The 11,760-nt window shown below is 70.1% G+C and carries 10 protein-coding genes; 3 read left to right on the forward strand and 7 right to left on the reverse strand.

Annotation, left to right across the window (positions count from 1 at the left end; genetic code table 11):
• Nucleotides 1–14: 14 nt before the first annotated feature.
• The 6 genes from FNH04_RS49125 to FNH04_RS30550 all read right to left on the reverse strand — a co-directional run bounded on the left by FNH04_RS49125 (nucleotide 15) and on the right by FNH04_RS30550 (nucleotide 6,839).
• A complete protein-coding gene (locus FNH04_RS49125; RefSeq protein WP_322724277.1) occupies nucleotides 15–2,636 on the reverse strand; it encodes a tryptophanase in 2,622 nt (873 codons plus the stop codon).
• A 320-nt stretch (nucleotides 2,637–2,956) separates the two neighbouring features.
• On the reverse strand, nucleotides 2,957–4,300 hold the full coding sequence (locus tag FNH04_RS30530; protein WP_152789007.1) for a cytochrome P450: 1,344 nt from the start codon (nucleotides 4,298–4,300) through the stop codon (nucleotides 2,957–2,959).
• 8 nt (nucleotides 4,301–4,308) lie between these two features.
• Nucleotides 4,309–4,902 (reverse strand): GTP-binding protein, encoded by a 594-nt coding sequence (locus FNH04_RS30535; RefSeq protein ID WP_152789008.1) that lies wholly within the window; start codon nucleotides 4,900–4,902, stop codon nucleotides 4,309–4,311.
• On the reverse strand, nucleotides 4,877–5,254 hold the full coding sequence (locus tag FNH04_RS30540; RefSeq protein WP_152789009.1) for a DUF742 domain-containing protein: 378 nt from the start codon (nucleotides 5,252–5,254) through the stop codon (nucleotides 4,877–4,879). Before FNH04_RS30540 ends, FNH04_RS30535 begins: the two co-directional genes overlap by 26 nt.
• Nucleotides 5,251–5,652 carry a roadblock/LC7 domain-containing protein gene (locus FNH04_RS30545; protein ID WP_152789010.1) on the reverse strand — a complete coding sequence of 134 codons (402 nt, stop codon included), beginning with the start codon at nucleotides 5,650–5,652 and terminating at the stop codon, nucleotides 5,251–5,253. Before FNH04_RS30545 ends, FNH04_RS30540 begins: the two co-directional genes overlap by 4 nt.
• The gene (locus FNH04_RS30550; protein ID WP_152789011.1) at nucleotides 5,649–6,839 is read right to left on the reverse strand and encodes a sensor histidine kinase; all 1,191 of its coding nucleotides are present in this window, start codon (nucleotides 6,837–6,839) and stop codon (nucleotides 5,649–5,651) included. The genes FNH04_RS30545 and FNH04_RS30550 overlap by 4 nt, the downstream gene beginning before the upstream one ends.
• A gap of 1,146 nt (nucleotides 6,840–7,985) precedes the next feature.
• Between FNH04_RS30550 and FNH04_RS30555 the strand changes: the two genes are divergently transcribed.
• The 3 genes from FNH04_RS30555 to FNH04_RS30565 all read left to right on the forward strand — a co-directional run bounded on the left by FNH04_RS30555 (nucleotide 7,986) and on the right by FNH04_RS30565 (nucleotide 10,595).
• Nucleotides 7,986–8,330 (forward strand): MerR family transcriptional regulator, encoded by a 345-nt coding sequence (locus tag FNH04_RS30555; protein WP_152789012.1) that lies wholly within the window; start codon nucleotides 7,986–7,988, stop codon nucleotides 8,328–8,330.
• 292 nt (nucleotides 8,331–8,622) lie between these two features.
• Nucleotides 8,623–8,826: a cold-shock protein gene (locus tag FNH04_RS30560; RefSeq protein WP_007383480.1), complete on the forward strand. Its 204-nt coding sequence runs from the start codon at nucleotides 8,623–8,625 to the stop codon at nucleotides 8,824–8,826.
• Nucleotides 8,827–9,128: 302 nt separating this feature from the next.
• The gene (locus tag FNH04_RS30565; RefSeq protein WP_152789013.1) at nucleotides 9,129–10,595 is read left to right on the forward strand and encodes a DEAD/DEAH box helicase; all 1,467 of its coding nucleotides are present in this window, start codon (nucleotides 9,129–9,131) and stop codon (nucleotides 10,593–10,595) included.
• Nucleotides 10,596–10,613: 18 nt separating this feature from the next.
• On the opposite strand, the gene FNH04_RS30570 is transcribed toward FNH04_RS30565, so the two are convergent.
• The coding region (locus FNH04_RS30570) for an ATP-binding SpoIIE family protein phosphatase (protein WP_152789014.1) at nucleotides 10,614–11,760 on the reverse strand (1,147 nt) is incomplete at its 5' end.

Consider the following 11,760-nt stretch of genomic DNA (forward strand, 5'->3'; position numbering starts at 1 on the left):
GCCCGAGCCCCCTCTCAGACCTTCGTCGGCTCCAGCTTCGCCCGGAAGTGCCGCAGGATCGGGGACTGGTCCACGATCCTGTAGCCGTGCACCGAGGACGCGTCCTTGGCTATGCGTTCCAGGGTCCTGCCGACGTGGTCGTAGTGGCTCCGCGTGTAGACCCGGCGCGGCAGCGCCAGCCTGACCAGTTCGTACGGGGCGCTCTTGACGGGGTTGCCGTCCTCGTCCTCCTCGCCGAGGTAGAGCGAACCCAGCTCGGCCGAGCGGATGCCGCCCTCCAGGTAGAGCCGGCAGGCGAGGGCGTGGCCCGGGTAGTGGTGGGGCGGGACGTGCGGGAGCAGCCGGCCGGCGTTGAGGTACAGGGCGTGCAGACCGGGAGGCTCCAGCAGGTCGACCCCCGCCGCGCGGACGCGGTGGGCGAGATGGGAGGCGATGTCGGCCCGCTCCGCGAGGTAGGCGGGTTCGGTCACCTCCCGCAGGCCCGCGGCGATCATGTCCAGATCACGTCCCGCGAGTCCGCCGTACGTCGCGAAGCCCTCGGTGGCGATGAGGAGACGTTCGCACTTCTCGGCGAGCTCGGGGTCGTTCAGGCCGATGAAGCCGCCGATGTGGACGATGCCGTCCTTCTTGGCGCTCATGACACAGCCGTCGGCCAGGCGGAACGCTTCTTCGGCCACCTGGCGCGGGGTGTGACCGTGGTAGGCCGCTTCGTGGCGGGTCACCAGCCAGGCGTTCTCGGCGAACCTGGCGGCGTCCAGGATCATGGGGACACCGTGCCGGCGGCAGAGGTCGGCGGTCTGCCGCAGGTTCTCCATGGAGACCGGCTGACCGCCACCACCGTTGTTGGTGATCGTCATGACCACCACACGCACCCGGGAGCCGTCCGGCCCTTCGAGCGTTTTCCGCAGCGTCTCCAGGTCGATGTTGCCCTTGAACGGCACCTCGCTGTCCAGGTCGCGGGCCTCGGGGCAGGGCAGGTCGATCGCCTGGCAGCCCGCCAGCTCCACGTTCGCCCGGGTGGTGTCGAAGTGGGTGTTGGACACGACGATCCCGCCCGGTTCGAGGAGCGTCGAGAACAGGATGCGTTCCGCGGCGCGCCCCTGATGGGCCGGCAGGATGTGCGCGTAGCCGGTCAGCTCCGTCACCGTCTCGTGGAAGCGGTAGAAGGAGCGCGAGCCCGCGTAGGACTCGTCGCCCTCCATGCCCGCGGCGAGCTGCGCGGCCGAGATGGCACCGGTGCCCGAGTCGCTGAGCAGATCGATGGTCACCTCCTCGGCCCGCAGGTCGAAGAGGTTGTAGTGCACCCGTTTCAGTGCCGCTTCACGCTGTTCCCTGGTGGTGAGGGGAATGGGCTCGACCACTTTGATCCGGTACGGCTCCACGCTGATCCTTGCTCCCGAGGTCTTCGGACTACCTGACTTGATGGCTGTTGTGCCGGGCACCGGTTCGCGGGTGTCGCGTACCGGTTCGCGCCGTTCCGTGGGAGGTACCGCCCGGGGGGACAGGGGGGCGGCCGGAGGCCGGACCTCATAGGCCTCCGAGGAGATGTACGTGGTCACCCGGGGCGGTCGCCCCTGCTCGTGGGCCAGTGCCACGTACGCGATGAGTCCCACGCCGTCCTGGGGGCGCCGTGAGGTGACGGCGTCCAGCGACCGCGTGAGCGGGGCGGGGTCCATGCCATGGCGGCGGAGTACGGCCGTCGCCCGTTCGAGGGCCTCACCGTCGTGCCGGACGTAGTCCCTGACCGGTACGTGCAGGGTGAAGCCGCTGGGCGCACCGGTCGTCCGGGTGAAGGAGTGGCAGGTCAGGACGGGGCGTCCGGCGAACCGTGCTTCCCGCGGGGCGCCGGGGCCGTACGTCCCGTCGCCGAATCCGCCCGCGAGGCGGATGAAGTCCTCCATCGTCTGGCTGTCGGGGCCGGGATCCATACGGCACAGTCCGCTCGCGGCTGCGGCCCGCAGCCCGTGGTGGGTGACGTAGACCTTCACCCGCGGTGCTTCCCAGTCCCCGAGGTCGAGGGCGAGGAACGGGTAGCCGTCGGCGGGGGGCAGTGTCGCGAACGCCTGCCGGTGGCCGAGCCGGTCCAGTGCTTCCCGTACCGTTCCGGCCGCCCGGTCCGGGCCGGAGGCCGCGGGGTTCAGATACACCTTGACCTTGGGTACACCGCCGGGACGCAGCTCCAGAGCGCACCACAGTGCCAGGGGGCCCTGGGGGTCCGGAGGGAAGAACAGGTCCTCCAGGGAGTCGAGCTGGTCGGTGGCGAAGCCCCAGCTCCGTGCCATCGCCCGGATGACGCGTAATCCGGTGCGGCCGGTCTCCGCCAGGCTGCCGGCGCCGTATCCCGGTTCCAGCAGTACGCGCAGGGCGGGCGCCGCGTCCGGGCGGAAGGAGAGCGAGAACTCCACCGGCGTACGGTCGTCGGAGAGGAAGCTCGGGGAGGGGGGAGGCAGATGCAGCGGCCGTTCGGCCACCGCCCCCAGTGACTCGGTCAGGACGTTCGCGTAGGTCTCCGCGTCGGACTGGTCCAGGTCGGAGACCTGGCACAACCGCCGCAACTGGCCGGCCGTGAACCCGCCGAGCGTCTGGGCTCCCCTTGTCCGCCTGTCGTCGAGCCGGGAGGTGATCACCGGTGGCACCGCCCCTCTTCGCGGGACGCGTGATGACGATGGGGCGGGAGTGTCCTGCGAGGGTCGCGAGGCGAGGAGGAGGCAGAAAGATACCCGCCGACGTGGGCGGGTATCGGGTACTTCGGTAAATGGTTGTGGTTCCCGCCCCGAGAGGCGTTGATGTGCCGTCGGGGACGGGAGGGTATGAGGGGGTCCTGAGCAGAAGCGTCGGTGGATATGTGGTCCACGACACCTCCCTTTGCTCGTGGGTCAACACGGATGGCGCGTCGTTACTACCCCTTCAGTTGAATGTTCATGCAGTGTCCGAATCTGAGTGACTGTTACCTGCATCACCCCTTCAACCAGGACAGGAACGAGCTCCACACGCCCCCGCGCTCGGGCTTCCGCTCGGCCGTGGTGTGCCCGGGGCGAGCGGTCGTCTCCGCCACGTGCGGCGGGACCGGCTGCCGTACGGCCTGCGGGGTGAACCGGCAGGGAAGCGAGGCCAGAGCGCGGTGGAAGGGGCCGGGCCGCCAGGTCAGGCTGTCCTCGGGCACCGCGAGTTCGATGTCGTGCAGCTTGTTGAGCAGGTTCTCGATGGCCACGAGGGGCACGAGCCGGGCCAGTTCCTTGGAGGGGCAGGCGTGCGGGCCGGCGCTCCAGGCCAGGTGGGCCCGCCTGCCGCCGGTCTGGCGGGCCGCCGTGAGGGCCGGGTCGGTGTTGGCGGCGGCGAAGCTGACCAGGACCAGATCGCCCGCCCTCAGCTTCGTCCCGGCGAACTCCATGTCGGACGCGGGGTAGTGCGGCGCGTAGTTGGCCATGGGCGGGTTGTCCCACAGCGTGTCGTCGATGGCTTCCTCGATCAGGCCGCCGTCGGCGTACCGGTCGTTGGTGAGCAGCCGGTGCAGGGTGTTGCCGATGAGGTTGCGCAGGGGTTCGGTGCCCGCGCCCAGCAGCAGGATCAGCTGGTGGACGAGTTCCTCGTCGCTCAGCCGCGCCTCGTGCCGCATCAGCCACGAGGTGACGTCGTCGCCGGGCGTGGCCCGCTTGAGCGCCACCAGTTCCATCACGGCCTGGATCAGGACCGCGTTGGCCTTCTCGGCGTTGACGCCCTCGAAGACGCCGGCGATACCGAACAGGACCCGGTCACCGATGTCCGCCGGGCAGCCGAAGAGCTCGTTGAACACGAACAGCGGGAGCTGCTTGGCGTACTCGTTGAGGAGGTCGACCGAGCCGCGGGTGGCGACCTGGGCTATGAGGTAGTTGGAGGCCCGCTCGGTCATCTGGCTCAGCCGGCGGGAGTCCACCCGGGCGAGGCTGTCGGTGACCGCCTGACGCAGCCGCAGATGCTCGGCGCCGTCGGTGAACATGCAGTTGGGCCGGTACCCCAGCATCGGCACGACCGGGCTTTCCGGGCCGACCTTGCCCTCGGCGACGTCACGCCAGCGGCGCGCGTCCTTCCGGAAGGAACCCGGGTCCTGCAGCATCTGCAGCGCCGTCGCGTGGTCCGTGATGAGGGCGGCCTCCACCCCGGGCGCGATGTCGACCTTCGCGACCGGCCCGAAGTGACGCATGTAGGCGTAGTACGCCTGCGGATCGGCCGCGAACTCCGGCCCGTACAACGGCACCCGCTGTCCGGTGTCGTGGGCCGGGCATCCTGGTGGTGGTACTGGGTGGGTGGGGTCGGGGGTCATGTCTGCTCCTAACGGGCACGGTCCTGCAAGTAGCGGACGAGCGTGATCAGTGCCGCGGCCGATGACCGCTCGTCGCGCGCGTCGCAGGTGACGATGGGGGTGTCGTCGAGCAGATCCAGCGCCTCCCGCAGCGCTCTCTCGTCACGTATCGAAGTTCCGTCGAAGTGGTTGACGGCGATGGCGTAGTCGAGTCCGTACTGCTCGATCAGGTCGATCACGGTGAAGGAGTCCGCCAGCCGCTCGGGGTCGACCAGCACGAGCGCCCCGAGGGCGCCGCGTGCCATGTCCTCCCACATCTGCACGAAGCGCAGCTGGCCGGGCGTGCCGAACAGATAGAGCACGATGCGCTCGCTGACGGTCAGCCTTCCGAAGTCCATGGCGACCGTGGTGGTGGTCTTGCCCTGGACTCCCTTGAGGTCGTCTATCGACTCCCCCGCCCGCGTCATCGTCTCCTCGGTGGACAGCGGGGTGATCTCGGAGATCGATCCGATGAAGGTGGTCTTGCCCACCGCGAAGTGCCCGACGACGAGGATCTTCACGGCGGTCTGGGTCTCGCCCTGCTGGACGTACGCCTGCTCACCCAAACTTGGTGCGGAGCCCATTCAGCACCTCCTCGAGGATCTCCATGGTGGCGAGAGGAGCACGCTCGACCGGCGGACGGGTGATGAGGTAACCGCCCTCGGAGAGAGCGGCCAGGAGGATCTTCACCACGCCCAGCGGCAGCTGTGTGTGCCCGGCGATCTCGGCCACGGAGAGATAGCCGCCGACACACATCTCCAGCAGCTTCTGCTCCTCCGGGGAGAGGCGGGCAGGGCGCTGCTGGTGGTCGGCCGAGGCGGTGACCAGCGTGATCAGGGAGAACTGGTCCTCACCGGGCAGGTTACGGCCGTTGGTGATGACGTACGACCGTACTAACTGAGCTGTCTCGGGCTCCTGCTTGTCGGGCTCGGTCATGGGCGGGCACCCGTGTTCTCGCGGGGCGGAGCCGTCAGCACCTTGCCCAGCTGGCCGACGAGCTGCTGCATCCGGAAGGTGATGTCCGCCATGTCGACGTCCGGGGTGGCCGACACGGCGAGGTAGGCGCCGTCACCGGCGGAGATCAGGAAGATCCACCCGCCGTCGAACTCGACGAGCGTCTGCCGCCACTGCAGATGGGAGGCGTCGACGAAGAACCCGAGCGACCGGCTGAGGGACTGCATACCGCTCATGGCGGCGGCGGCCTTGTCCGCGTCGTCCTTGTCGACGCCCTTCGAACTGGCCCTCAGCAACCCGTCGGCGGAGACCAGCACGGCGTGCATGGCCCCGGGGATCTCCAGGGCGCTGTCAAGCATCCACGAAAGATCGTTGTTCATGAGACCTCATGCCCTTCGCTGCTTGCATCGCGTGCTCCGCTCTGCCGTTCCGTGGTGTCCGGATGCGTGGCCCGGCCCGCGTCGGTGCCCTGCTTGAAGGCGGCCATGAGGGCTGCCGTCTCCTGGCTGGAGCGCTTCGGGGCGGGCGAGGATGACTGGTCGGTCGACACGAGGGTCATCGGCCGTTTGCGCCGCCGCCTGGGAAGACCGTCGGCGGTCATGGACACGGGCAGCGTCGAGGGCTCGGGCCCGGTCTCGGGCATCGGGGACTCCGGAGCGACGGCCGGGGCCGGCTCCCGCTCCTCCTGCGGCTCCTTGGGTTCCGGCATGCTGGTGATCAGCTCGTCGGGCAGGAGTACGACTGCACGTACGCCTCCATAGGGTGAGGTGGAGTCCACGGACACCGTGAAGCCGAAGCGCTCGCAGAGCACACCGATGACCGCGAAGCCGAACTGCGGGGGGTTGCCGAGCCCGGAGACGCCGGTCACCCTCTCGCTCGTGAGGAGCTTCTCGGCGCGGGCCTTCTCCTCCTCGTTCATACCGACACCGGCGTCGTCGACGACGATGCAGACGCCCTTGGGCACGGTGCGGACGTTGATCTCGACCACGGTGTCGGGGCTCGAGTAGCTGGTGGCGTTGTCGAGCAGCTCGGAGAGAGCCAGTGCCACCGGTTCCACGGCGCGGCTGGTGATCCCGAAGTCGACCTTCGACAGGATCTGGACCCGCTGGAAATGGCGGATCCTGCCCTGGGCGCTGCGGACCACGTCATAGACCGAGGCCACATCGCGGTGCCGCCCCAGCCAGCCCTCGCACAGCACGGCGATGGACTGGGCGCGCCGTCCGAACTGCGCATTCATATGGTCGATTTCCAGAAGATCCTGGAGAATGACGGAATCGCCATATTTGGTTTGCAGTCCGGAGATGATGCGCTGCTGCTCGGCGGCCAGACCCTGCAGTGTCCGCATGGCGGACTTGAGAGCGCTTCTCGTCTCGCCCTCGGCTTGCTGCTGGGCCTTGTGAACGGACTCGGAGTAACTGGCCTCCAACTCACCGTAGTGGTTTCTGAGCCCTGCGATCTCGCGCTGTAACTTCCGCGCCGCCCTTCGCTGGCGTACGACGACGGCGACCGCGACAAGGATTACGGCGAGGAGAACCCAGAGCGCCGGATTTTGTATGTATTGCCCCATGAGACCCTCTTCAGGCGACTGAAGGCCAGCTGCTGAATGCCCGTCAATTCACGCGGACCGGAGGGCCGACTACGCCAAGGGGCACCACCCAGGCTGCCCCTTAAGCCAGAGGTGCCGTTTTTGCACCCATCCGTCCGCTCGGCAAGTGCGGTGATCGTATCACCGTGGGAACTTATGACGGACCGTCAATATGCGGATGGCTTGCGAAGGTTGTATTTCGGAGAAGGTTTCTCGTGCCACCAAATGCGGGGGACAACAGGATGGTAACGATCATCCGCGCCAGAGGGGATAGCGGGACGGCTCCCGGGACGCCCTCCGCGGGGGTCGAGGACGCGACCGTCCGGGACGGGGCCGGTCCAGCCCGCGTCGGCCTGAGGCCGGATCGTACAGCCGAGGCGCCGGAGACCACAGGGGGCACTCATCGCACAGCTTCACACCGTCCTCGTTTCCGGTGATCAGACGCCCGCTGACTCCCGTACCGCGTCCGCGGCGGCCAGGGCAGCCGGGCGTGGGTCCGGACGTCGCCGAGAGGCGCGTGTCCGGCCGCGCGTGTCCGGCCGCGCGTGTCCGGCCGCCGGGGGCGGCGCTGATGCGGCGTCGGCGAAGGCCGTGGCGGGCTGGCGGGCTGGCGGGCTCCCCGCCGGCGCCGCCGGGGAATCGCCTCTCCACGCCCCGGCAGCATCCCCGGAGGCGGCCCGGCGACGGCCTCGTGGTGCAGGCCGGGGCCGACGGCGCCGACGCGGCACCGCCCGGTCGGGCGCCTGGTCGCCGCCCGGCGGCACAGCATTGTGTTCACCGAGGCCGAGCGGGCCGCGCAGCCTTCTGCCGGGGCTCGACACGGAGGGCGAAGCGGTCCCGTCCTGAGCACCCGGCTCGGCGTCGATGGGCTCCTTCCTCCCGCGGCGCGGATCGATGGCGTCCTCCTTTCGGCCGGAGCCGTCAGCCCTTCGCGAGTCCTCGCGGCGTCACCGGCCGCCGACGCGCGACCCGATCCCGGCCCCCCCGGCACCGCCCTCGCGGGGGACGACGTGCCCGGCGAGGGGCGCGCGCCGTCTCGGCGAGGCCCCCCAGGGGACCGTTCCTGCTTCCCTGTGTGCAGGAACTCTGTCACGGTGGATGCAGATACGTACCCGAGACGAAGGCGCCATGCCCGCTGATGACTCCCCCGCCGTCGACAGTCTCGACGACGACCACTACCCCGCCTACACCATGGGGCGAGCCGCCGCCGTCCTGGACACGACCCCCGCGTTCCTCCGGTCCGTCGGCGAAGCCGGGCTCATCACTCCCCTGCGCTCGGAGGGGGGCCACCGCCGTTACTCCCGCCACCAGCTGCGCCTCGCCGCCCGCGCCCGCGAACTCGTCGACCAGGGCACCCCGATCGAGGCCGCCTGCCGCATCATCACCCTCGAGGACCAGCTCGAAGAGGCCCTGCGCCTGAACGAGGAAATGCGCCGGCGCGAAGCCGGCGACGCCCCGGAGGAGGGCTCCTGACTTGGCGGTCGCGCAGGCCCGCGAGACCCGGATATCTGTTGCGGCTGATGCAGAAATACGCGCGGTGCGGCGCCAGGGATTCGAGCCCTGTCGGACGAAACCCCGAATATGTGCGGGCCCGCCGCCTCGGCCTGTGTTACCGTGACGGGCGTTGCAGTTTTGGGTACCAGAGGCTTTGAGTGCTCCCGACCTTCGTCGACGAGCACTCTTTTTTGTGAAATCCGGTAAATCCTCGCTGCGACTCCGGGTCTGCAAGGTGCGGAACCGGGCACAGCATCAAGGGAGATTCAGTATGGCATCTGGCACCGTGAAGTGGTTCAACGCGGAAAAGGGCTTCGGCTTCATCGAGCAGGACGGTGGCGGCGCCGACGTGTTCGCCCACTACTCGAACATCGCCACCTCCGGCTTCCGCGAGCTTCAGGAGGGCCAGAAGGTGACCTTCGACGTGACGCAGGGCCAGAAGGGCCCGCAGGCCGAGAACATCGTTCCCGCCTGACGCTGACGCGTACCACGTGGCTGGGGCCCGCACTCATGGGGTGCGGGCCCCAGCCCGTTGCGTTTTCGGCGATCAAGCACGGATACGGCTGACCGGCCGGTGAGCGCGTCCCTTTCTCCGCCGACGCCCCGACGCCCGCCGTTCCCTCCGCACGGAGGAGTTCGGCGCTCTTTTCCAGCGAACACCCTCAAGTTCATTTCGCATTCATTGCTCTTCGGCTCAGTCTTGCGAATCCTCATACGGCCCGTCACCGCTGGGAGGAATTCCTCGATACGTGCCGCACCGCATCGAGGAAACCCCATATGAACCGCACACCCCGCACGAACAACGGCTCCTCCCGCTCCCGTACGAAGGGGACGAGGCGCCAGAGCGCTCCTTCCCGTTCGGCCACGGCCGGGCGGAGCGGTCGAGGAGGCCGTACCGCCGCGCCCCACGGGGAGTTCGCACTGCCGGTCACCCACACCCCGGCACTGCCACCGGCCGAGGCGTTCGCCGATCTCGACCTGCCCAAGCCCCTGCTGACCACCCTCGCCGCCGAGGGCGTGAGCGACCCGTTCCCGATCCAGGCCGCGACGCTGCCGAACTCGCTGGCCGGACGTGACGTCCTGGGCCGCGGGCGCACGGGCTCGGGCAAGACGCTCGCGTTCGGCCTCGCCGTACTGGCCCGTACCGCCGGGCAGCGGGCCGAGCCCCGGCAGCCGCTGGCACTCGTCCTCGTACCCACCCGGGAACTGGCCCAGCAGGTCACCGACGCCCTCACCCCCTACGCCCGTGCGCTGCGCCTGCGGCTCGCCACGGTGGTCGGCGGCCTGTCGATCGGCCGGCAGGCGAGCGCCCTGCGCGCCGGGGCCGAGGTCGTCGTCGCGACGCCCGGCCGGCTCAGGGACCTCGTCGACCGGGACGACTGCCGCCTGGACCGCGTCGCCGTCACCGTGCTGGACGAAGCCGACCAGATGGCCGACATGGGCTTCATGCCGCAGGTGACCGCCCTGCTCGACCAGGTGCGCCCCGACGGCCAGCGGTTGCTGTTCTCGGCCACGCTGGACCGCAACGTCGACCGCCTGGTGCGCCGCTATCTGCACGACCCCGTGGTCCACTCGGTCGATCCGGCCGCGGGGGCCGTCACCACGATGGAGCACCACATACTGCACGTGGACGACGCCGACAAACACGCCACCACCACGGAGATCGCCGCCCGCGACGGCCGGGTGATCATGTTCCTGGACACCAAGCACGCCGCGGACCGGCTGGCCAAGAAGCTGCTGGCCGTCGGTGTGCGCGCCTCGGCCCTGCACGGCGGCAAGTCCCAGAACCAGCGCACCCGGACCCTGACCCAGTTCAAGGACGGCCAGGTCACGGTCCTGGTGGCCACCAACGTCGCGGCCCGCGGTATCCACGTCGACGATCTCGACCTCGTCGTCAACGTCGACCCGCCCGGCGACCACAAGGACTACCTGCACCGTGGCGGCCGTACCGCCCGTGCCGGCGAGTCCGGGACGGTCGTCACGCTGGTCCTGCCGCACCAGCGCCGCGAGGTGGCCGGTCTGATGGCCGACGCCGGTATCAAGCCGCGGACCACCCGGGTCCGGTCGGGCGAGGCCGAACTGAGCCGTATCACCGGTGCCCGAACCCCCTCGGGCGTGCCCGTCGTCCTCACTCCGCCGGTCACCGAACACCGCCCCGAGCGCATGGGACCCTCCACACGCGGGCGGCGCGGCCGACCGGCCCAGCGCCGCCGCCGCTCCCCTTCCGCGGGGAAGGGCCGCTGACGCCGGTGCCCTCAGGCCCTAGACGGCGAGCGGCGGGCGTACCGGGTCGATGGTCTGTTCCGCCCAGATCGTCTTGCCCGTGGCCGTGGGGCGGGTGCCCCAGCGCTGGGTGAGCTGGGCCACCAGGAGCAGGCCGCGGCCGCCCTCGTCGAAGGTGCGGGCACGGCGCATGTGGGGGGCCGTGCTGCTGGCGTCCGAGACCTCGCAGATGAGGCTGCGGTCGTGGATGAGGCGCAGCTGGATGGGCGGCTCGGCGTGCCGGATGGCGTTGGTGACCAGTTCGCTGACGACCAGTTCCGTGGCGAAGGCCGCGTCGGTCAGCCCCCAGCTCTCCAGCCGGCCGAGGGCGTTCTTGCGGGCCTCGGCGACGGCGGAGGGGTCGGGGGCCACCTCCCAGGCGGCGACCCGGTCGGCGCTGAGCGCCCGGGTGCGGGCGATGAGCAGCGCCACGTCGTCGGTGGGCCGCTGGAGCAGTACGGCTCCCAGCACCGTGTCGCACAGCACGTCCAGGGACGCCGCGGGAGTGGCGAGGGCCCGGCGCAGCCGCGAGACGCCGTCGTCGACGTCGTCGTCCCGGGACTCGATCAGACCGTCGGTGTAGAGGGCGAGCAGACTCCGTTCCGGCAGCTCGGTCTCGAGCGCCTCGAAGGGCAGTCCGCCCAGGCCCAGCGGCGGCCCCGCCGGGAGGTCGAGCAGCTCCACGGTGCCGTCCGGGCTGACCACGGCCGGCAGCGGGTGCCCGGCCCGGGCGAGGGTGCAACGGCGTGAGACGGGGTCGTACACGGCGTACAGACATGTCGCTCCGACATCTCCCGCGGCCGGCGCCTCACTCGTGGTGGTCTCCCCCTCCAGGGGGGTCCGCGCGGTGCCCTCCCCCTCGGTGGCCAGGCGGGCCACCAGGTCGTCGAGGTGGGTGAGCAGTTCGTCGGGGGGCAGGTCGATGTCGGCGAGGGTGCGTACGGCCGTACGCAGCCGCCCCATGGTGGCGGAGGCGTGGATGCCGTGGCCCACGACATCGCCCACGACCAGCGCCACCCTGGCTCCGGACAGCGGGATCACGTCGAACCAGTCCCCGCCCACCCCGGCCCGGGCCCCGGCCGCGAGGTAGCGTGAGGCGACCTCCACCGCGACCTGCTCGGGCAGGCTCTGCGGCAGCAGGCTGCGC

It is taken from the genome of Streptomyces phyllanthi (genome assembly GCF_009377205.1).
In the GTDB taxonomy this organism is placed as follows: domain Bacteria; phylum Actinomycetota; class Actinomycetes; order Streptomycetales; family Streptomycetaceae; genus Streptomyces; species Streptomyces phyllanthi.